This is a genomic window from Streptomyces sp. Act143, from assembly GCF_003143935.1.
In the GTDB taxonomy this organism is placed as follows: domain Bacteria; phylum Actinomycetota; class Actinomycetes; order Streptomycetales; family Streptomycetaceae; genus Streptomyces.
The window spans coordinates 8,414,417-8,434,615 of record NZ_QFRX01000001.1 but is presented as its reverse complement, the minus strand read 5'-3'; the positions used below and the strand labels follow the sequence as shown (position 1 = coordinate 8,434,615).

Genomic DNA, 20,199 nt, shown 5'->3' with positions numbered 1-20,199 from the left:
CAGATCTCGGACACACTTCACCTTGATGCAAAGGGAAGGTAAAATGGGCAGGCTTGGCGCGACAGCGTGCGGCGTCGGCTGGTTCCATTTGTCGCGGCCGTTTCTCGAATTTGCTTCGAGTACCAGTGGGTCTCGTCCGAGGACCCCAAGCGGCTGCTCGTCGTCGCCGAGACCGTAATGGGCACGACGAGGATGAGGAGAACGGTGCCGCATGAGCCCACGCGAGGACAGCGAGCGGACGCTGCTGGAGCTGCGTGACCGTGGAGGCGATGGCATGACCGTGCGTCCCCTGTTCATGGATCTCGGGACACCGTCGCACCGGCCTCCGGCCTCCACCGGCACCGATGCCGTCGGATACGCCCTCCCGGGCGGAGTGCCGGACCTGCGCGCCGCGTTCGAGCGCAGGGTACGCCTGCGCTGCGGCGTGGACTCCCCCGACCTCACGGCGACCGTGACCGCCGGGTCCTCCCTCGCCTTCACGTCGATCGTCGCCGCGCTCACCGCGCCGGGCGACCGGATACTCGTTCCCGACCCGGGAGTTGCGGCGTACCGCAGCACGGTCGAGGCGCTGGGCCGGGTGGCCGACGGCTACCGGCTCAGCGAGGCCGACTCCACGGCCCTGTCCGCGCGCATGCGCGGCGCCCGCCTCGTCGTGGTGAACAGCCCGTCCGATCCCACCGGCAGGGTGCTGTCCCCGCAGGCGCTCTCCCGCGTCGCCGCGGCGGCCCGCCGGCACGATGTCCTCATCGTGTCCGACGAGATCCACGCCGACCTCGTCGAAGACGGTTACGCGTCCGTCGCGGCCGAGGCCCCCGAGCGGACGCTGGTGCTGGACAGCGTCTCCAAGTCGTTCGCGCTCGCGGGGACCAGGGTGGGCTGCGCGGCAGGCCCGGCCGACCTGGTCGCGCCCGTCACGCGGATGCACTGGACCTTGGGCATGAGCGTCGCCGTCCCGTCGCAGCGGCTGGCGCTGGCCGCGCTGGAAGCGGGCCCGGGGTACCTGGCGGACGTACGCGAGGAACTGGCCCACAAGAAGGCACTGTGCACCCGCATTCTCCGGTCCCACGGCGTCGACGTGGAGGTGCCGGAGGCAGGGATGTTCCTGTGGCTGGACGTCTCGGGCCTGGGCGGGTCGGGGCGCGCGGTGAGCGAACTGCTGGATCGCACGGCGCGCGTCGCCGTCTCCCCCGGGGAGTTGTTCGGTCCTGCCGGGGCGGGCCACATCCGCATCAACTGCGCGGGGGACGCCATCGACGTCGCCGAGGGAGCGGACCGGATCGGCAGGCTCCTCGCGGCGCTCGCACGCGGGGCCGTCACCGGCAGCGGTTGATGACATCGTTGCCGGTCGGAGTGGGCGGACCACCGGGCTGGCAGGCCGCCCGCCCAACGGCGTTCCGTGCCCGGCGAGTTGTGGCCGCGGGTCCGGATTCCGGCGCCATGCGACACCGTACGCCGCCGAGCGCCGGCCGGCCCGACGTTCCCCGGCCCCCTCGTCGACACCGCTGCCGCCGGGCCGGGGCGGCGTACTGCCGGTCTCGGCCGCCGAAGGCCGGGGCGGCATACTGCCTGCCGGTCTGAGCCGCCGAAGGCCGGGGCGGCAACCTGCCGGTCTCAGCCGCCGAAGGCCGTGGCCGCGGCGCAGGCGTGTCGCCGCCCGCGGTGACCGACGTACCGCGGGCTATGCCGCCGGAGTACCCAGAGCGGTTCCCATGCGGCGGACGGCCTCGGTGAGGATGTCCGGTGACGTCGCGAAGTTGAGGCGTACGTGCCCCTCCCCGCCCGGTCCGAATTCCGCGCCCGGAGTGAGCGCGACCCGGCCCCGGTCGAGGAAGACGGTGGCGGGATCGTCCCCCAGCCCGAGGTCACGGCAGTCCAGCCAGGCCAGGTACGTGCCCTGCGGCTGCCGGTGACGGACCGCGGGAAGATGCAGGGCGAGGAGATCGCCGAGGAGCCGGCGGTTCTCGTCCAGGCCGGCGAGGAGCCCGTCCAGCCAGTCGGTCCCGTGGGTCAGTGCCGCGGTCTGGGCGATGATGCCGATGCCGCTCAACTCGTGGGCCATGTCCATGGGGATGCGCCGCATGTCCGCGGCGGCCCCGTCGCCCCACACCAGCAGCCCGCCGCGAAAGCCCGACAGGTGCCATCCCTTGGAGGCGGAGAAGACCGACACCGCGTCCTCCGTGCCGGGCAGGCTCAAATAGGGCACGTGGCGCGCGCCGACGGGCACGAGTGGCGCGTGGATCTCGTTCGTCACCACCCGCACTCCGAAGGTGCCAGCCAGTTCGGCCACCGCCGACAGCTCCTCGGCCGTGTGGACCGTACCGGTGGGGTTGTGCGGGCTGCACAGCAGCAGGGCCCTGGGGCGGTGGCCGTCCGGCGCGCCGCTGAAGGCGGCACGCAGCGCTTCCAGATCGATCCGGTCGTCGGCATTGAGCGGGACCTCGATCAGCCGCCGCCCGAGCCGACGGACGATGTGCCCGTGCGGTCCGTAGCCCGGGGTGTTGACGACGACGGAGTCACCGGGCGCCGTGATCACCTTGAGCGTCTCGCTGACACCTGTCAGGACGGACGGCACGACCAGGGTCGACGCCGGGTCCACCCGCCAGTCCCAGCGCAGCGAGGCGAACCGGTCCCAGGCCTCGGCCAGCGCCGAGTCGAACGGCGGATACCCGGTGTCTCCGACGGCGAGTGCCTCCTGTACGGCGTCCACCACGGCGGCCGGCGGCTCGGCGTCCATGTCGGCAATCCAGAGGGGCAGAACGTCCTGCGGATAGCGGCGCCACTTGATTCCTCTGCGACGCCGCAGTTCATCGATGCTGAATCGGCGAAGCGGATTGTGCGCCCGGGTGGCGTCGGTATTCATTGACTTCCCTTCAATAGGCCCCGCGGTCGGCGGGGCTTGATTACGGGATCGGAGGGGCCGGCCCGGGGCACGGCCGGAAATTGCCGGCCGGCTGATGACGGCTCAGCGGACGACGATTACCGGGGACGCACAACCACCGACCACCGACCACCGGCGGGCCGGTAACCGACAACCGGTAACCGGCAACGGGGAAGCGCGCGGCCCTGTGTCGAGGTGACCCGGTCAAGTTCGCGCGTCCCGGAGGTGCTCAGCGCACACGGACACCGGCGCGGAAGACGCCGCGGACCTCGCGCAGTGCCGCGGGGTCGGCTGCCGGGTTGCCTCCCACCACGAGGAAGTCGGCGTCGGCACCCGTCGTGATCTGCCCCTTGCGGCCCTCGACCCCGCACGCCCTGGCCGCCACGCTCGTCACGGAGGCGAGCGCGTCGCGCGGGGAGACACCCAGTGCGACGGCCTCCGCCACGGCGTGGGGCAGGATGTCGTGGGGCTTGATGGGGGCGATACCGGCGTCCGAGCCGACGACAACCTTGGCCCCCAGTTTGTACAAGTCGCGGAACGCGCCCAGGATCACCTCGATCTGCGACACCATGGCGGGGTGGTCCGGGAGGGGATGGCGGGGGTCGCGTCCCAGGGTCAGGCTGACGAAACTCGGGCTGTCGGCCACGGCGGCGAGCAGGTCAGGCTCGGGCGCGCTGCCGGCAGCCGTCAGGAACGTCACATGTTCAAGGGTGTCCACGCCGGCCTCCACCGCCTCCCTGATGGCCTGCACGCCGTGGGTGTGAGCGGCGACCGACAGACCCAGCCGGTGTGCCTCGTCCACCACCGCGCGGAGGTCTTCCAGGCCGTACTGGGAGACGTGCGGCGCGGCCGATTCCGGGGTCATGTTCCCGCCGCTGGCCATGATCTTGACGACGGTGCAGCCGCGTGCGTGTCGCTCTCGTACCGCCGCGCGCAGCGCCTCGGTGCCCTGTACCTCGCCGCCGAAGAAGTGGCAGTGGCCCTGGGGTGTGGTGAGCGGAGGGCCGGCGGAGAGGATCTGCGGACCGAGGTGCGGCTGCTCCTTGAACTCCTCGGCGAGTGCGACGGCCAGATAGTTCCGGTCGCCGAGGTCGCGCACGGTGGTGATGCCGGCCCGCAGTGCCGACTGCGCGGCGGACCTCATGTGCGCCAGCAGCTCGGTGTCGTCCATCGCCGTGAGTGTGGCGATGGGGTCCGGGCCGGCGTCGAAGGCCAGGTGGACGTGACTGTCTATCAGGCCCGGCAGGAGGCAGGTGTCCGGGCCGAGGTCCACGACGTCGGCGGCCGGGGCGGGCACCGTTCCCGTGCGGTCCACGTCGCTGATCACGCCGTCGGTGACGGTGAGCGTCACCGGTCCTGACATGTCCTGACCGTCGAACATCGAAGCGGCACGCAGGGTGTAAGAGCTCACGTCGACATTCCCTTGGTCACACGTATATGTACTTGCGTGGTCACATATTACGTGTCCGTCGGACCACGCTGACCCTGGCGCCGGCCGCTCGGCCCGGATACGGGTCACCGCAGACGCCGGTGCCCTCGCGGCTCCGGGCGGTTACGCGGCGGCCTTGTCCCCGATCAGCGACTCCCCCATCCGGCCCCCTCCGTCCCGGTGTCCCTCCGGGCGACGGCGCCGACGTCCTGGGCGCACGTCTCCGGCACGGTCACCGAGGCGGGCACGGGCAGGGCGCTCGCCGGGGCCGCGGTCGTCCTGTAGTACGCGGGACGGCACCTGATCACGGTGCCGGCCGACAGCCACGGAAGTTACGACGGTGGGGCGCGGGCCGTCGGGCGGTGTGTATCTGCTGATGCGGTGGGGCGCGGGCCGTCGGGCGGTGTGTATCTGCTGATGCGGTGGGGCGCGGGCCCGCCGGGTGGGGTCCTCATGCTGGTCGCGGTGGTTGCCCGCCTCGCCCGTGGCGTGTGGGGTGCCGCCTGCTTCCTCGCGGGGGCGGGCGGCGGCCCCGGGGGCGCGGCTGGTCGGTGGGGCGCGTAGCGTGCGTGCGGGTGGGGCCGTAGTCGGGCCGTGGGTGGCACGACCTGGGTCGTCGGTCCGGTGCGGGCGGCGCGGTCCTCACCTCGGCGCCGCCACCCCGTGCCCGGTGCCGCCCCTGTGCACCGTGGGAAGGACGAGCCCTGTGCTCACGTCGTACGCAGCCTGTTTCGACACACCCGCCGGGTACCTCGACTTCGCGCGGTTCGGTCCGCCGTCGCGCGACGTCGTGGCGGCCACGGCGGGCGCCATGGAGGAGTCCGCCCTGGCCCGCCACACCACCGTGGACGGCCTGATGCGGGCGGATGCGGTCGCCCGGGAGAGGGCGGCCCGCCTCGCGGGGAGCGACGTCGGGCACACCGTGCTGCTGCCGAACGCCTCTACCGGCCTCTTCCACGCGGCGCTGGGCCTGCGGCAGGGTGTGGTGCTCGCGCCGCGCACCGACTTTCCCGCCAACCACTATCCGTGGCGCCGCAGCGCGGAACTGGGCCGGACCACACCGCGCTGGCTCGATCCGCTGCCCGGCGGCGGGGTCACCCCGGATCTGGTGCGTGCCGCGCTGACCGACGACGTCGTGGCGCTGTCCGTCAGCGCCGTGGACTTCCGTACCGGGTTCCGGGCCGATCTGGCGGCGTTGCGTGAGGTGATCGGGGCGGACCGGTTGCTGATCGTGGACGGTATCCAGGCGTTCGGTGCGGTCACGATGCCCTGGGAGGCGGCCGACGTGCTCGTGGCGGGCGGCCAGAAGTGGCTGCGCGCGGGCTGGGCCACGGGGTTCGCGACGCTGTCCGACCGGGCGCTGGAAGTGCTGGAGCCGGTGCTCACCGGCTGGACGGGCGTGGCGGACGCGGGGGTGTTCGACGGGGAGGAACACCCGCCCGCCCGGGACGCGGGCCGATGGTCGGTCACGCACCTGAGTCCGGTGACGGCCGCCGCGTTCGCCGCCGCGCTGGAACTGGTCGAGCGGCACACGGTCGCGGCGATCGAGGAAGCGATCGCCGCGCGGATGACCGAGCTGACGGACGTGGTGGAGCGTGCCGGCGGTCTCGTGCTGTCCCCCGGTGATCCGGCGCGGCGGGCGGGCATCCTGTCCTTCACCCTGCCGGACCACGATCCGTCCGTCGTCGCGAAGGCGCTGCACGCCGAGGGCGTCACCCCGACGGTGCGGGGCGACTCGCTCAGGTTCTCCCCGCATGCCTCGACGCCACCGCAGACGGCCGCACTGGTCGCCGCCGCGCTGTCCGCGCTGACGGGCGGCCGCTGACACCCGTGCCGTACGGATCGCCCGGCGCGCGCGGGGCGTTGGGGGGGGTGAGGGGTCAGCCGGTCGCGACAGTCCCGTGCAGCAGCAGGTCGATGAGGCGTGAGGCCAGGTCGCGTCGGTCTTCGTTGGCGGCCATGAGGCTGATCCCGCCGAGGGCCATCAGCACGTCCTGGGCCTCGACCTCCGGTCGCGCCAGCGCCGGGTCGCCGTCGCGGTCGAGCAGGTACTCGATGGCGTCGGCGAGCAGGGTGCGGGTGTGCAGCCTCTCGCTGTCGTCGGTCAGCACCACGCGCAGGGCGTCGGCCATCCCGTCCTTGGCGGCCATGAAGTCGATGAACCGCTCCATCCAGGTGCGCAGTGCGTCCACCGGGGCTTGTGTGGCCGCGAGGTGCGGGGCGGCCTCGCACAGGCGCTGCACCTCGTGGCGGTAGATGGCCGCGATCAGCAGTTCTTTGGACGGGAACCGGCGGTAGAGGGTTCCGACGCCGACGCCGGCCGCCCGGGCGATGTCCTTGACGGAGGCTCCCGCGCCCTCGCGGGCGAAAGCGGCGGCCGCGGCTTCCAGGACCTTGTCCTCGTTGCGCTGCGCGTCGGCGCGCAGCGGCCTGCGGGGGCTCTCCGTGTCCCCGCTGCTGTCGGTCAAGGCAGACTCCTTTCGCGTGACTGCTCGCAACCGCGGTCAGCTACGAGAGAGATTCGGAACGGGTTCCGGATAAGGCGCCATGGTAGTCAGTGGCCGCGTCGAGCGGAGGACGCGCGCACCGCTCCCGGGCACTGCCCGCCGGCTCAGACCTCGTGGTAGTCGGTGAGGAACTGTGTGGCCAGAGCGGTCACCGGCAGCACGATCTTGCGGTGGTGGGCCTCCCCCAGCGCGAGGAGCAGGTCCTTGTAGCCGAGTTCCGGCAGATCGGACTGCTGCCCCATGTCGAGGACCGCCGCACGGTTGGTGCTCATGAAGCTGGCTCCGGTGCCCGCGTTGACCACCTCCAGGACCGCCTCCTCGGTCATGCCCGCGGCGGACGCCAGCGCCAGCCCCTCCGCGATGGCGACGCTGTTGACGCCGGCGAGCATGTTGTTGATGAGCTTCGCGATCTGGGCGGCCCCCGGCTCCCCGACCCGTGTCGTCCGCGATCCGAGCGTCTCCAGCACGGGCGCGCACCGTGCGACGGCGGTCTCGTCGCCACCGACGATGAACGACAGGGTGCCCTCGGCCGCGGCCCTGAGGGAGCCGGTCACGGGTGCGTCGAGGACCGCGATGTCCTGGTCGGCGAGTCGCCGGGCCGCCGAGGCGACGGCCCCGGGAGAGACGGTGCTGTGGATGAGTACCACCGAGCCGGGCTTGAGGTGGGCGCTGATCCCGCCGTCCGGTTCGCCGAAGAGCACGGCCTCGACCTGCTCCTGGGTACGGACGGCGATCTGCACGACGTTCGCCGTCTGCGCGAGTTCCGCGGGCGAGCACGCCACGGTGGCGCCGGAGGTCCGCGCGGCCTCGACGGCTTCGGGGCGGGCGTCGAAGACCGTGACCGGGTAACCGGCCGCGAGGAGGTTCTCGGCCATCGGCCGGCCCATCGCGCCGAGGCCGACGAAACCGATGCGCAGGTCGTCTTCGGTCATTGTGCTCACCTTCCTGGTTGGGGTGCGTGGGGTGGTGCGCCGCAGGAGTGCCCGGCGCTGCGGCGGCGCCGGCGGACCCGTCCCCGGAGGACAGCGGGCGGGCGCCGGTGAGGTGCGGTCAGGCGATCCCGACGACCGGGTGCGGGACGTACGGGGTCTCCAGCTCGGCCACTTCCTCGTCGGTCAGGCCGAGTTCCAGGGCCGCCAGCGCGTCGTCGAGGTGGGCGGGCTTGCCGGCGCCGACGATCGGGGCGGAGATCACGGGGTTGCGCAGCAGCCACGCGAGCGCGACCTGGGCGCGGGAGACGCCGCGGGCGGCGGCGATCGACGCGACCTTCTCCACGACGGCCTTGTCGGCGGCCTCGGTGGCGTCGTACAGGCGGTTGCCGATGGGGTCGGCGGAGGAGCGGTCGGTGACGGTGTCCCAGTCGCGGGTCAGGCGGCCCCGGCCGAGCGGGCTCCACGGGATGACGCCGATGCCCTGGTCGGCGCAGAGGGGCAGCATCTCGCGTTCCTCCTCGCGGTTGAGCAGGTTGTAGTGGTCCTGCATGGACACGAAGCGCGCCCATCCGTTGGCCTGTTGCAGGTGCAGGGCCTTGCTGAACTCCCACGCGTGCATGGAGGAGGCGCCGATGTAGCGGACCTTGCCGGACTTCACCACGTCGTGCAGGGCCTCCAGGGTCTCCTCCATCGGTACCGCGTGGTCCAGGCGGTGGATCTGGTAGAGGTCGATGTGGTCGGTGCCGAGCCGGGTGAGGCTGGCGTCGAGCTCGGTGAAGATCGCCTTGCGGGACAGTCCGCTGCCGTTCGGCCCCGGGCGCATCGCGCCGCGGACCTTGGTGGCGATGACGACCTCGTCACGGCGGGCGAAGTCCCGTAGGGCGCGCCCGAGGATCTCCTCGCTGGAGCCGTCGGAGTAGACGTTGGCGGTGTCGAAGAAGTTGATGCCCGCGTCGATCGCCTGCTTGAGGATCGCGCGGCTGTCGTCCTCGGGCATGCTCCATGACGGGTAGCCGCGCTCCGGCTCGCCGAAGGTCATACAGCCCAGGCAGATGGGGGAGATGTCGAGGCCGGTCCGGCCGAGCTTCACGTACTTCATGGTGACGTCACTCTCCGCGTCGTCCCGGCGCTGGCGTACCGCCGGTCTTGCTCTTCTGATGCTGTGTCACCCCTGGTCCGTGACACGGTCGTTGGGTCACGGACCAGGGGTCTGCCTCGTGGGCTGGTCCGTGCCGTTACCAGGTCTGCTCCGCGGCGCGTACGAGGATCTCGTTGACGGCGACCCGGCGGTCGCGGGTGACGATGTAGGAGACCGCGTCGGCGATGTCCTCGGGGCGCAGCAGCTCCAGGCCCTGGACCTGGCGCTCGACCGCCTCGCGCACACCGTCGCGCAGGTGCGAGCTGAGCTCGGTCTCCACGGTGCCCGGTTCGACGACGCTGACCCGCACCCGCTTCTGCATGACCTCCTGGCGGAGGGCCTCGGTGAAGCCGTTGACGCCGAACTTGGTCATGTTGTAGACGGCGGTGCCGGGACGGGCCACACGGCCCGCGGTCGAGCTGATGTTGACCAGGTCCGCCACCTTGCGCGGGGAGTCCTCGGCGGCCCGCAGCAGGTGGGGCACGGCGGCGTGTGTGACGTAGAGCAGGCCCCGCACGTTGATGTCGACCATCCGCTCCCACTCCTCCAGAGGGGAGTCCGCCACCGGGCCGACGCCCATGGAGCCGGCGTTGTTGACGACCGTGTCCAGGCGGCCCAGTTCCGCCACGACACGCTCCACGGCCGCCGCGGCCCGCTGCTGGTCGGTGATGTCGGCCTCGACCACCAGGGCGGTCCCGCCCTCGGCCCGGACCTTTCCCGCCAGATCCTCCAGCCGGTCCCGGCGCCGCCCGAGGAGCGCGACCGCGGCGCCCTCGGCGGCCAGCGCGCTCGCGGTCGCCGCGCCGATGCCACTGCTCGCGCCGGTCACCAGTGCCACCGTGCCGTGCAGTCGTGCGGTCATTGTCTTTTCCTCCATGTGTGCTGCCCGCGGCTTACGCAGCCTGCGGGTGGTAGGGGTGGTGAGTACGTCGGCTCGACTCGCCCGCGCCGCGGGCGGGCGCCCGGGGGGGGCGGGGAGGGCCGGGTCAGTGGGTGTGCTGGATGAGCTCGATCAGGTTTCCCTCGGGGTCGGCGACGTAGGCGAAGCCGATCCCGGGCCGCCGGGCCCGCGCGGGCGGTGAGACGACACGGGCACCGTGGGCGACGGCGGCGCCCAGGGCCGCTTCCAGGTCGTCGACCGTGAGGGCCCAGTGGAAGTAGCCCTGGACACCCGCCCCCTCCAGGGGGCCGGAGAAGTGCTGCGGCACCGAGCCCGCGCGTTCGGTGAACTCGACGGCGACTGCGCCCGGGCCGCTGAGCAGGGCGATGCGGATGCCGGCGCCGGGGATCTCGTCGCGGTGCGTCTCGTGGAGTCCGAATGCCGCGGCGTAGAAGCGGCATTGGCGGTCGAGGTCGGCTACCGACAGTCCGATGTGATCGAAGGTGACCGTGGACATCGCCTGGGTTCCTCTCCCGGGTCAGCGTGCGGTGTATCCGCCGTCGACCGGGACGGCCGCGCCGGTGACGAAGCTGGACCGGTCGGAGCACAGCCACACCACGGCGTCGGCGATCTCCTCGGGCTCGGCGATCCTGCCGATCGGGTGCGCGGCCACCCGGGCCGCCATCACCTCGGGGGACCGCCCCTCGGCGATCAGCGGGGTGTTGACCAGGCCGACGACCAGGGCGTTGACGCGGATGCCGTCCGGGCCGTAGTCGAGGGCGGCGGTACGGGTCAGGCCGATGACGCCGTGCTTGGCCGCGGTGTACCCGGCGAAGCCCGGCACGCCGACGATGCTCGCGCCGGAGCCGACGTTGACGATGGAACCGAAGCCCTGGGTCTGCATCTGGCGCAGCTGGTACTTCATCGACAGGAAGGTGCCGCGCAGATCGACGGCGATCATGTGGTCGAACGCCTCGGTCGAGTAGTCGGCCAGCTTGCGCAGATCGTCACCGCCGCTGATTCCGGCGCTGTTGACACCGAAGTCCAGCCGACCGGAGTCACCGACCGCCACCTCGACAGCGTGTGCGACCGACTTCTCGTCGGCGACGTCGCACTGCACGAGACGGGCCGCTCCGCCTGCTTCGGTGATCATGCCGACGGTTTCTTCCAGCGTGGACACCGTGCGCCCGGCGACCGTCACGGTGCAGCCGGCGGCGGCCAGGGCGAGTGCCGAGGCCCGGCCGATACCGGTTCCGCCGCCGGTGATCAAAGCCGTGGTGCCTTCGAAGATCTGGTCCATTGCTCTGTTGCCTGTCTTTCCCTGCTCGTTGCTGTTCGAGGGGTGTGAGGCCGGTGCAGAGCCCGGTGAGGGGGGTGGGCGGTGTGGCCGTCTCAGCTGTGTGACGACCGCGCGTCTGCCCTCCTGGGCTCGCGACGGCGAGCGAACGGCCGGTGAGGGCGCTCTCCGCGTCAGCCGGAGTACAGCGACCCTTATCCGGAACCCGTTCCGGATACAGAGTAAGCGGAACCAGTTCCGCTTGCAAGTGACCCTGTGACGGGCGTTCGCACCAGGGGGACGGGTGCGCCCGGCACATCCCGTGCCGGGCGGACCGATGCGCTCACATGGCGCGTTCATGCGGGGAGCGCCGCGCGCAGCAGTGGCCCGCGGGGGGCTCCTCGCCGCGAATGTCGGCAAGGAGCGCGGTGATGGCGGCCATGATGTCCTCGGTGGCCTCCTTGAGCACGTCCGAGGTGAGGGGCCGGCCCTCGTGACGGCTGAGGTCGACGGGCGGGCCCGCCACCACATGGACGGGCGTACGGGGAACCAGCCGCAGCCGGCGGTCACCGGGGCCGCCGCGCGCGTAGGGCGGGACGATCCGGTGGGCGCCCCACTGGGCGACCGGAATGACGGGCACACCGGTCGTCAGGGCGATCCGCGCCGCGCCGGTCTTCCCGGCCGTCGGCCACATCCCGGGGTCCCGGGTGACGGTGCCCTCGGGGTAGATGGCGACACACTCGCCCCGGCTGACGGCGTCCACCGCGTCACGCAGCGCGAGCGCGGCGTCGGCGGTCCCGCGGTGGACCGGGATCTGCCCCGTCCTGCGCAGCATCAGGCCGACGAAGGGAATGCCGAAGAGCGACGCCTTCGCCAGCAGCCGGGCCGGCCGGCCGCTCTGGTACTGGAAGTGCCCGTAGGTGAGCGGATCGAGGTACGAGATGTGGTTGACGACGGTGATGAAGCCGCCTTCGGCGGGTATGTGCTCGTACCCGCGCCAGTGGCGTCTGACGAACACGAACAGGATCGGCTTCACGATGGCGGCTGCCAGCCGGTACCAGATGCTGTAGGGGCTGCGTGGCTTGCCGGGCACTCCGGGTCCTCCTTGGTCCGTGGAGCGCGATCCGGGCGCTGCCCCGTGACCCCCCGGTCCCGGCAGGCCGCGGCCGTCCGATCGCGGGCCCAATATACTTGATCCTGCAACTTTCTCGTCCGGGGCCGCCCGGCCCGGGGTGGGCACGTGTGTTCCTCGCCGGTGCCGTCCGACGCCGCGGTCATGCAGGGCGGCCGGACGGCTCAGCGGGCGTAGAACAGGCCGATGCCGACGACGACGCAGGCGCCCTGAATGATCCAGAAACGGACCACCACCAGCACCTCGGACCAGCCCTTGAGCTCGAAATGGTGCTGGAGTGGCGCCATCTTGAACACCCGCCTGCCGCTCAACCTGAACGAGCCGACCTGGACGATCACGGACAGGGTGATCAGGACGAAGAGGCCGCCCAGCAGGGCGAGCAGCAGCTGGGTGCGCGAGCAGATGGCCAGGCCCGCCAGCGCGCCGCCGAGTGCGAGCGAGCCGGTGTCGCCCATGAAGATCTTGGCGGGCGAGGTGTTCCACCACAGGAAGCCGAAGCAGGAGCCCATGAGCGCCGCGGAGACGACGGCGAGGTCGAGCGGTGCTCGCACGTCGACGCACGAGGCGGGGTGCAGGAGGTTCATCGCGTTGGCGCACGAGTTCCGGAACTGCCACACCCCGATGAAGGTGTAACCGCCGAAGACCATGACCGACGCCCCGGTGGCCAGCCCGTCCAGACCATCGGTCAGGTTCACCCCGTTGGACATGGCGATGATCATGAACAGGGCCCACACCACGAACAGCACCGGGCCCAGTGTCCAGCCGAAGTCGGTGACGAAGGACAGTCTCATGGAAGCGGGCGTCTGGCCGCGGCCGTCCGCGAACCGGATCGCCGGCACCGCGAACAGCGTGCCGACGATCAGCTGGCCGAGCACCTTCGCGCCGGCCCGCAGCCCCAGCGAGCGCCGCTTGACGATCTTGATGTAGTCGTCGAGGAAACCCACGGCACCCATGCCTGTCATCAGCAGCAGCACCAGCACACCGGGGTATGTGGGCCCTTCACCGGACATGGCCTTGGTGACGGCGTACGCGACGAGGGTGGCCAGGATGAAGGCGATGCCCCCCATGGTGGGGGTACCGCTCTTGCCGAGGTGGCCGCGCGGGCCGTCGTCGCGGATGAACTGTCCGTACCCCTTGGCGGCCAGCAGCCTGATCAGCAGCGGCGTGCCGATGAGGGACAGGAAGAGGCCTGCGGCCCCAGCGATCAGGATCTGGTTCATACGGCGGCGGTCTTCCCCTCTGTTGCTTCACCGAGCGGGACTGCCCTGCCTGATCAGCGGTCGCAGCCCACACCCATGCAGAGTCCTGATCGCCTCACGAGGTTGCTCCGGCTGGTGTGTCCGCACTCGGTGCCATCCGCACCCCACGTCACATAATTGACACTGCAATCATCTCTTGAGAGTCTGATGCTCCCTGCGGAGACCGCTTGCAGCTTGTTTCTGCGGCCTGTCGGTCGAGCGGTATCCATGACGAAAGAGGCCTCGTGAGCAGCGCAGCACCTGCCGCCGTAGTGCGTGAATTCTGGGAGAGCTTCGGTCCCACCTGCGACGACGCGATCGCGACCTGCAAGAGGCTGGTCCACGAGGATGTGGCGTGGGAGTCGGTCCTGGCGGAGGCCAGGCCGGTCAGGAGCCTCGACGACCTGGTGGCTGACCTGGAGCGGGCACGCCGTGACCTGGGGGCCGAGGGATACCACTTCGAGGTGAAGTACCTGGCCGAGCAGGGGGATGTCGTACTGAGCCAGCGCATCGAGAAGATCCTCGACAAGGACGGCAACGTCCTGCTCGTCTTCGATGTGATGGCCCTGTGCAGGGTCGAGAACGGCAAGATCACCTGGAACCGGGACTACTTCTACAACACCCAGCCGGAGACATGGGGGCGGGACACCGCCTCCTGACGCCGGGCTCCGCCGCGTTGCACGTATGCGGTGAAGCACTGCAAGCGGGACACGGTCCGATCCGTTGTCCTGAGCGAAGGGGCTCCTGCCGTCACCACGCCATTGGCGGCGGGTGAACGCGGGTCAAACACCCCCGATTGACACGCGATCCTCCCTTCCGGCGGTCCCGATCCCTGCTCCAGACGTGCGGGGATCGGGACCGCATCGCTGTGCGCGGGCCGCGCTACCGCGTGGCCCGCTTGCGAGGGGCCGGGGGTCAGGCTGCCTGTCGATCCGCCCACGCCTGCTCGAGAGCCCGGGTGAACGCCGCGGGGGACTGAACACCGTTCACCCCGTAGCGCCGGTTCAGCACGAAGAAGGGCACGCCCGAGACACCCACCTCGGTCGCAGCGCGCTCATCGGCGCGCACTTCCGCGGCGAACCGGTCCGGGTCGTCCAGCACCGCTCGCGCTTCGTCCGCGTCCAGCCCCGCCTCGACAGCGAGACTGATCTGCGTGTCGCGGTCGTAGACCGACCGCTCCTCCGCGAAGTTCGCCCGGTACGCGAGATCCATGAACTCGTTCTGCAGACCACGGGTCTTGGCGAAGTGGATGAGCCGGTGCAGGTCGAAGGTGTTGCCGAAGACGCGCCCGCCGATACGGAATCCCAGACCCACCTCACGGGCCATGGCCGCGGCCTGCTCCTCCCTGGCGACCTGCTGCTCGCGGGTGCGCCCGTACTGCGCCGCCACCGCGTCGATGATCGGCACCGTGCCGTTCTCGGCCTGGGGGTTCAGTTCGAACGACCGGTACACCACCTCCACCTGGTCGCGATGGGCGAAGGCGGCGAGACCCTGCTCGAAGCGGGTCTTCGCCACGTAGCACCAGGGGCACGCGATGTCGGTCCAGATTTCCACGCGCATGTTCGACATCTCCTGTCGTCGGTTCGACAACCGTTCGTGATTGCTCTCGGCCACCCGACGCATCGGACAGTCGACGTGCCTCACATAATAGACGACCGCTCATCTATATTCCGGCACAGGTGCCCGCCGCCCGTGCCACAGCTCAGCGCGCCACCCGCCGCGCGGCCTCGTCCGCCGCCCGCTCACGGGACGTGGGAGCCGCGCCGGGCCGAGCAGCCGCCCCCGCCACCGGGCTCGTGCCGGGTCGGCGCCGGGCGGGCAGCAGCGACGTCACCACGATCATCGCCGCCCACACCCCGCAGGCGAGCAGCGCGGCCGTCCGGTACCCCTCACTCGTGGGCAGGGTCTGCCCCACGGCGGTGTACGCCTGGAGGACGGTCGCACTCAGCACGCTTCCGGTGGAGTAACCGACGTAGCGGAGCACCTGGTTGAAGCTCATCGCGCTGCCGGTCTCGTGCGCGGGCACGGAGCCCACGATCATCCCGGGCAGTACGGCGAACATCCAGCCGATGCCGAAGCCGGCCACCGCCATGGCGGCGAAGACCTCCCACAGCCGGTCGTGGGCCAGCGCGAAGGCCAGGACGGCGGCCAGCGAGACCAGACAGCCGAGCGGCACGACCACGGCGTTGCCGGCCCTCCGCGCCAGCAGCGGGACCACCCGCCCGGCGGCGACGCCGGCGAGGGAGAACGGCAGCAGCACCAGCCCGGTGACGGCGACCGAGGCGCCGAAGCCGTAGCCGGCCGTGCGCGGTGTCTGCACGAACCGGGTGACCAGTGACACCAGCAGATACATGCCGACGCCCGCCACCAGCGCGGTGACATGGGCGGTCAGGACGGTCCGGTCCTTGGTCAGCCGCAGGTCGACCAGCGGCTGCGGGGTCCGCAGCTCGTGCCCGGCCCACACGACGAACAGCAGCACCGAGGCCCCGGCCAGGACGAGCAGCCGTGGCGAGTGCCAGCCCCAGATCTCGCCCCGGCTCAGACCGAGCAGCAGCCCGGCGAGCGCGCCGCCGAGCAGCAGCGCACCGACGACGTCCAGCCGTGCCGAGGCACGGCGCGGGGAGGGCGGCAGCACCACGGCGGCGGCCACCAGCGCGGCAGCGGCGGCCGCCGTACCGAACCAGAACCCGGCGTGCAGTCCGAAGGACTGCGCGATCAGACCGGTGACCGGGTAGCCGAGGCCGACCCCGGCGACGGTGGTGATGGACAGCGAGGCCACCGCCGGTCCCGTGCGATGCGGTGGCAGGGCGTCCCGGGCGGTGGCGATGGCCAGCGGGATGAGCCCCAGTCCGATGCCCTGCAACGCCCGGCCGGTCACCAGCGAGCCGAAGCCCAGCGGCAGCGCCGCGAGGATGCCGCCGGCCAGCACCGCGGCCAGGGCCCCGAGCATCACCGCGCGACGCCGCGGACCGTCGCCCAGCCGTCCCATCACCGGTGTGACCACCGCCCCGACGAGCAGAGGCACCGTGACCGACCACTGCGCGTCGTGCAGGGCGACGTGTTCCTCGGCGGCGATGGTGGGGACCAGCGGGGCGCCGAGGCTGCTGATCACGGCGACCAGCATGCCGAGCGAGACCAGCACCGGGATGAGTGCGCGCTGCCGTCGGTTACGCGGGCCGCCCTCGGTGGAACCGTCCATGACCTTCCTCGATGTCACCGTGCGATGTCACCGTGCGATGTCACCGGCACAAGGCCACAGCTGCTGACATGTATTCCCGCGCGGGAGCGGGGACGGTTCGGCGGGCGTGTGCGGGTGTCCGGGGTGCCTCGGCTCGGTGTGTTGGGGTTGCGCGCTGTTAGGAAGGTGTGCGGAGTGCTGTCATCCCGGTGCGGGGGTGACGCTGATGGCAAGGCTTTGGGCACACCTCGGGTGTGCGATGCCGGGCGCGAGATGGTGCCGTCGGCCGTGTGCTTCCTGGGGACCTGAAGATCAACTGGTCCAGCCGTAGGGTTACGCCAAAAGGTGAATATTGTGCCGACTTGTATCCACTCGATAGGGCTGTAAAACTCTTTTGAGCGTTTATTTTCGGCCATGCGCCAAGGCCGCGCGGTGTAGCATCTCCGTTACCACGGGGAGTCGCGCCCCGCATGCGGAGATAGTGCAGGTCACGAGCAAGTTTCCCGTCGGTCGGGGGTAGAGACGATGCCGGGCACTGCCGGTCCGGAACTGCGAGGGCGGCGCTCCGAGCGTCAGGCGCTCGATCGGCTTCTGGCCGGGGCACGCGCGGGACAGAGCCAGGTCCTGGCCATGACCGGCGAGGCAGGGGTGGGCAAGACCGCCCTGCTCGATGACCTCGCGAGCCGGGCAGACGGCTTCCAGGTGCTGCGCGTGGCGGGCGTCGAGTCCGAAATGGAGCTGGTCTTCGCCGGACTGCACCAGCTGTGCGCAGCGTCGCTCGATCAGTTGGACCGGCTTCCCGCCCCGCAGCGGGACGCCCTGGGGACCGCGTTCGGCCTCCATGCCGGAGAACCGCCCAGCCGTTTCCTCGTCGCCCTCGCGGCGCTGAACCTGCTGGCCGGAACGGCTGAGGAGCATCCGCTGCTGTGTCTGATCGACGACCTGCAGTGGCTGGATCAGGCATCAGTGCTCACCCTCGTCTTCATGGCCCGGCGGCTGCTGGCCGAGCCGATCGCGTTCGTCTTCGCCGGCCGCCCCGGCGACGACATGAGGGATCTGAACGGGTTCCCCCAACTCGCCCTCGGGGGGCTCGGTGAGAGCGACGCCCGCGCACTCGTCTCTGCCGCGCTGCCCGGCCCGCTCGACGCGGCGGTGCTCGACCAGATCATCGCCGAGAGCCAGGGCAATCCGCTCGCGCTGCTGGAGATGACCCGTGCCTGGAACCCGGCTGACGCCGCCGGTGGATTCGCCCTGCTCGACGCCATGCCACCCGCGCACCGGATCGAGCGGGTCTTCGCCGGACAGTTGCAGCAACTGCCCCGGCAGACCCGGCAGTTGCTGGTCACCGCGGCCGCTGAGCCGACCGGTGATCCCGGACTGCTGTGGCGTGCTGCGGCGGCCCAGGGAATCGATGTCAGCATGGCGGCCCCGGCCGAAACGGCCGGCCTGATCGAGTTCGGCGTCCGCGTCCGCTTCCGCCATCCCCTCGTACGCTCGGCGGCCTACCGGTCCGCCTCCGCGGAGGAACGGCGGGACGCGCACTCGGCGCTCGCGCAGGCGACCGATGCCGGGCTGGACCCCGATCGGCTGGCCTGGCACCGCGCCCAGGCGGCGACGGAGCCCGACGAGACACTGGCGGCCGAGCTCGAACGGTCGGCCGACCGGGCCCAGGCCCGCGGTGGGCTGGCCGCGGCGGCCGCCTTCCTCGAACGCGCGGTCGCGGTCACGCCCGAGCGGCCGCGGCAGGTGGCTCGCGCGCTGGCGGCCTCACAGGCGAAGCTCCAGGCGGGTGCGTCGGGGGAATCCGTCGCCCTGCTCGCCGTGGCACAGGCCGGGCCGCTCGATGATTTCCAGCAGGCGACCGTGGGCCTGCTGCGGGGCCAGCTCGCCTTCGCCTCGTCGCAGGGCCGTAGCGCGCCTGCTCTGCTCCTGTCGGCCGCACAGCGCATGGAGCGGTTCGAGCCCGCCACCGCACGGGACACCTATCTCGACGCCTTCGCCGCGGCTCTCTTCGTCGGCCGGCTCAGGGACGACGTCGGGCTGGTGGAGATCGCGGCGGCGGCCCGCGGCTCGGCCAGGTCCGGCACGAACCCGCCCGACCTGCTGCTCGGCGGTCTGACGGCGCTGTTCGCCGACGGCTACGAGGCCGGGGCGCCGCACCTGAAGCGGGCGGTGGCCGCGTTCCGCGACCACGACCTGCCGCCGGCCGACGCGCTGCGCTGGCTCTGGCTCGCCAGCAACGCCGCCCACGACCTGTGGGACGACGACAGCTGGAAGGTGCTCAGCGAGCGTTTCGTCGGGTTCGCCCGGCAGGCCGGCGCGCTGGGCGTCCTGCCCATCGCGCTCAGCACCCGTATCGGACTGCACCTGTTCGCCGGTGAGCTGACGCTGGCCTCCGCCCTGGTCGAGGAGGTCGACACGGTGACCCAGTCGACCGACAGCCGGCTGCCGGCATACGGAGCCGTGGCGCTGGCGGCCTGGCGGGGCCGGGAAGCGGAGGCCGCGCCGCTGCTGCAGGCGACCCTCGACGCCGCCTTCAGCCGCGGGGAGGGCCTCGGCCTGACCCTCGCGCTGCACGCGCAGGCCGTGCTCTACAACGGCCTGGGCCGTTACGAGGAGGCGCTCGCCTGCGCGGAGCAGGCCGCCGCGGACAGCCAGGACTTCGCCTTCTCCACCTGGGCGCTGGTGCAGCTCGTCGAGGCGGCCGTTCGCTGCGGCCGGCGCGAGGCGGGTATCGACGCCCTGGAGCGACTGGTGCGGACCACACGTCCCAGTGGCACCGAGTGGGCGCTCGGGATCGAGGCCCGGTCGCGTGCCCTGCTGGCCGACGACGACGCGGACCTCTACTTCCGTGCGGCCATCGACCACCTCGGGCGCACCCAGCTGTCGATGGAACTCGCTCGCTCCCAGCTGCTGTACGGCGAATGGCTGCGCCGGCGGCGCCGGCGGATCGAGGCACGTGAGTGGCTGCGCACGGCCTACCAGGCGTTCGCCGCCATGGGCGCGGAGGCGTTCGCCGAGCGCGCCCGCCGTGAACTGCTCGCCGCCGGTGAGACGGCGCGGGCGCACAAGGCCGGGAAGACCGAGGCGCTGACCGCGCAGGAGGCCCAGATCGCCGGGCTCGCGGCCCGCGGGCGGTCGAATCCCGAGATCGGCGCCGAGCTGTTCCTCAGCCCGCGCACGGTCGAATGGCACTTGCGCAAGGTCTTCGCCAAGCTGGGGATCACCTCGCGCCGCCAACTGCGTGCCGCCCTGCCCGACGACCTGCGCTCCGCCGACACCTGAGCCCGCGGCCACGCACCCCCTGCCAACAGCGTTCCAAGCCTCTGTGAGCGGCGTGCTGCTCTCCGGCAGGACGTTCCGGAGCTGCCGCATCGCAGGGCGGCCACCGCGAAGACGCTCAGTTCGACGTGCAGGCGCGTGAGCGCGCCGCTCTCTCGAGGGGCCTCCGGCGCGCACCGCGTACCAGTCGCCGCCCGTGGCCCGTGCCAGTACCCGGGCCAGTGGGTTCAACCGGTTCGCCCGGGGTCCCTGGCTGACACGGTGTATCAGGGGACGGCCGAACGCGGGGGTGGCCCGAAAGCCGCCATGGACGCGAGTCGCATGGCGGT

At 71.6% G+C, this 20,199-nt stretch carries 17 protein-coding genes; 5 read left to right on the top strand and 12 right to left on the bottom strand.

The window, feature by feature from the left end:
- Positions 1-211: 211 nt before the first annotated feature.
- Positions 212-1,330 (top strand): pyridoxal phosphate-dependent aminotransferase, encoded by a 1,119-nt coding sequence (locus tag DI272_RS38510; RefSeq protein ID WP_109499804.1) that lies wholly within the window; start codon positions 212-214, stop codon positions 1,328-1,330.
- Positions 1,331-1,678: 348 nt separating this feature from the next.
- Here DI272_RS38510 and DI272_RS38505 read toward each other — a convergent pair whose 3' ends face one another.
- Together DI272_RS38505 and DI272_RS38500 are read right to left on the bottom strand one after the other, a co-directional pair.
- The gene (locus DI272_RS38505; RefSeq protein WP_109499803.1) at positions 1,679-2,860 is read right to left on the bottom strand and encodes a MalY/PatB family protein; all 1,182 of its coding nucleotides are present in this window, start codon (positions 2,858-2,860) and stop codon (positions 1,679-1,681) included.
- 247 nt (positions 2,861-3,107) lie between these two features.
- Entirely contained in the window at positions 3,108-4,289 is a 1,182-nt protein-coding gene (locus tag DI272_RS38500; RefSeq protein WP_258314802.1) for an amidohydrolase family protein, read from the bottom strand.
- 198 nt (positions 4,290-4,487) lie between these two features.
- Between DI272_RS38500 and DI272_RS44965 the strand changes: the two genes are divergently transcribed.
- Both DI272_RS44965 and DI272_RS38495 read left to right on the top strand, forming a co-directional pair.
- A complete protein-coding gene (locus DI272_RS44965; protein WP_146238422.1) occupies positions 4,488-4,592 on the top strand; it encodes a carboxypeptidase-like regulatory domain-containing protein in 105 nt (34 codons plus the stop codon).
- A 421-nt stretch (positions 4,593-5,013) separates the two neighbouring features.
- Complete coding sequence (locus DI272_RS38495) at positions 5,014-6,132, top strand: aminotransferase class V-fold PLP-dependent enzyme (RefSeq protein WP_109499802.1); 1,119 nt, start codon at positions 5,014-5,016, stop codon at positions 6,130-6,132.
- A 55-nt stretch (positions 6,133-6,187) separates the two neighbouring features.
- On the opposite strand, the gene DI272_RS38490 is transcribed toward DI272_RS38495, so the two are convergent.
- The 8 genes from DI272_RS38490 to mraY form a co-directional block, all read right to left on the bottom strand.
- Positions 6,188-6,775 (bottom strand): TetR/AcrR family transcriptional regulator, encoded by a 588-nt coding sequence (locus DI272_RS38490; protein ID WP_219933872.1) that lies wholly within the window; start codon positions 6,773-6,775, stop codon positions 6,188-6,190.
- Between the two features lie 143 nt (positions 6,776-6,918).
- Positions 6,919-7,746 carry an NAD(P)-dependent oxidoreductase gene (locus tag DI272_RS38485; RefSeq protein WP_109499801.1) on the bottom strand — a complete coding sequence of 276 codons (828 nt, stop codon included), beginning with the start codon at positions 7,744-7,746 and terminating at the stop codon, positions 6,919-6,921.
- A 118-nt stretch (positions 7,747-7,864) separates the two neighbouring features.
- Positions 7,865-8,845, bottom strand: coding sequence for an aldo/keto reductase (locus tag DI272_RS38480; protein WP_109499800.1), 981 nt, complete (start codon positions 8,843-8,845; stop codon positions 7,865-7,867).
- A gap of 136 nt (positions 8,846-8,981) precedes the next feature.
- On the bottom strand, positions 8,982-9,746 hold the full coding sequence (locus tag DI272_RS38475; RefSeq protein WP_109499799.1) for an SDR family NAD(P)-dependent oxidoreductase: 765 nt from the start codon (positions 9,744-9,746) through the stop codon (positions 8,982-8,984).
- A 124-nt stretch (positions 9,747-9,870) separates the two neighbouring features.
- Complete coding sequence (locus tag DI272_RS38470) at positions 9,871-10,281, bottom strand: VOC family protein (protein ID WP_109499798.1); 411 nt, start codon at positions 10,279-10,281, stop codon at positions 9,871-9,873.
- Positions 10,282-10,302: 21 nt separating this feature from the next.
- Positions 10,303-11,064, bottom strand: a complete 762-nt coding sequence (locus tag DI272_RS38465) for an SDR family NAD(P)-dependent oxidoreductase (RefSeq protein ID WP_109499797.1) — start codon at positions 11,062-11,064, stop codon at positions 10,303-10,305.
- Positions 11,065-11,383: 319 nt separating this feature from the next.
- The gene (locus DI272_RS38460) at positions 11,384-12,133 is read right to left on the bottom strand and encodes a 1-acyl-sn-glycerol-3-phosphate acyltransferase (RefSeq protein WP_109499796.1); all 750 of its coding nucleotides are present in this window, start codon (positions 12,131-12,133) and stop codon (positions 11,384-11,386) included.
- Between the two features lie 203 nt (positions 12,134-12,336).
- Positions 12,337-13,392 (bottom strand): phospho-N-acetylmuramoyl-pentapeptide-transferase, encoded by a 1,056-nt coding sequence (gene mraY, locus DI272_RS38455; protein WP_109499795.1) that lies wholly within the window; start codon positions 13,390-13,392, stop codon positions 12,337-12,339.
- Positions 13,393-13,655: 263 nt separating this feature from the next.
- On the opposite strand from mraY, the gene DI272_RS38450 reads away from it, so the two are divergent.
- Positions 13,656-14,069, top strand: coding sequence for a nuclear transport factor 2 family protein (locus tag DI272_RS38450; protein WP_181387450.1), 414 nt, complete (start codon positions 13,656-13,658; stop codon positions 14,067-14,069).
- A gap of 256 nt (positions 14,070-14,325) precedes the next feature.
- On the opposite strand, the gene DI272_RS38445 is transcribed toward DI272_RS38450, so the two are convergent.
- Positions 14,326-14,970, bottom strand: coding sequence for a DsbA family oxidoreductase (locus DI272_RS38445; protein ID WP_109501264.1), 645 nt, complete (start codon positions 14,968-14,970; stop codon positions 14,326-14,328).
- A gap of 142 nt (positions 14,971-15,112) precedes the next feature.
- On the bottom strand, positions 15,113-16,609 hold the full coding sequence (locus tag DI272_RS38440) for an MFS transporter (RefSeq protein ID WP_109499793.1): 1,497 nt from the start codon (positions 16,607-16,609) through the stop codon (positions 15,113-15,115).
- 504 nt (positions 16,610-17,113) lie between these two features.
- Here DI272_RS38440 and DI272_RS38435 point away from each other — a divergent pair.
- Complete coding sequence (locus tag DI272_RS38435) at positions 17,114-19,873, top strand: AAA family ATPase (protein WP_109499792.1); 2,760 nt, start codon at positions 17,114-17,116, stop codon at positions 19,871-19,873.
- Positions 19,874-20,199: the final 326 nt, after the last annotated feature.

Excerpts from the sequence above, each read along its gene's own strand:
- DI272_RS38510 (WP_109499804.1), top strand. The coding sequence starts at position 212 with ATGAGCCCACGCGAGGACAGCGAGCGGACGCTGCTGGAGCTGCGTGAC.
- DI272_RS38505 (WP_109499803.1), bottom strand. The coding sequence starts at position 2,860 with ATGAATACCGACGCCACCCGGGCGCACAATCCGCTTCGCCGATTCAGC.
- DI272_RS38485 (WP_109499801.1), bottom strand. The coding sequence starts at position 7,746 with ATGACCGAAGACGACCTGCGCATCGGTTTCGTCGGCCTCGGCGCGATG.
- DI272_RS38480 (WP_109499800.1), bottom strand. The coding sequence starts at position 8,845 with ATGAAGTACGTGAAGCTCGGCCGGACCGGCCTCGACATCTCCCCCATC.
- DI272_RS38475 (WP_109499799.1), bottom strand. The coding sequence starts at position 9,746 with ATGACCGCACGACTGCACGGCACGGTGGCACTGGTGACCGGCGCGAGC.
- DI272_RS38470 (WP_109499798.1), bottom strand. The coding sequence starts at position 10,281 with ATGTCCACGGTCACCTTCGATCACATCGGACTGTCGGTAGCCGACCTC.
- DI272_RS38465 (WP_109499797.1), bottom strand. The coding sequence starts at position 11,064 with ATGGACCAGATCTTCGAAGGCACCACGGCTTTGATCACCGGCGGCGGA.
- mraY (WP_109499795.1), bottom strand. The coding sequence starts at position 13,392 with ATGAACCAGATCCTGATCGCTGGGGCCGCAGGCCTCTTCCTGTCCCTC.
- DI272_RS38445 (WP_109501264.1), bottom strand. The coding sequence starts at position 14,970 with ATGCGCGTGGAAATCTGGACCGACATCGCGTGCCCCTGGTGCTACGTG.
- DI272_RS38440 (WP_109499793.1), bottom strand. The coding sequence starts at position 16,609 with ATGGACGGTTCCACCGAGGGCGGCCCGCGTAACCGACGGCAGCGCGCA.
- DI272_RS38435 (WP_109499792.1), top strand. The coding sequence starts at position 17,114 with ATGCCGGGCACTGCCGGTCCGGAACTGCGAGGGCGGCGCTCCGAGCGT.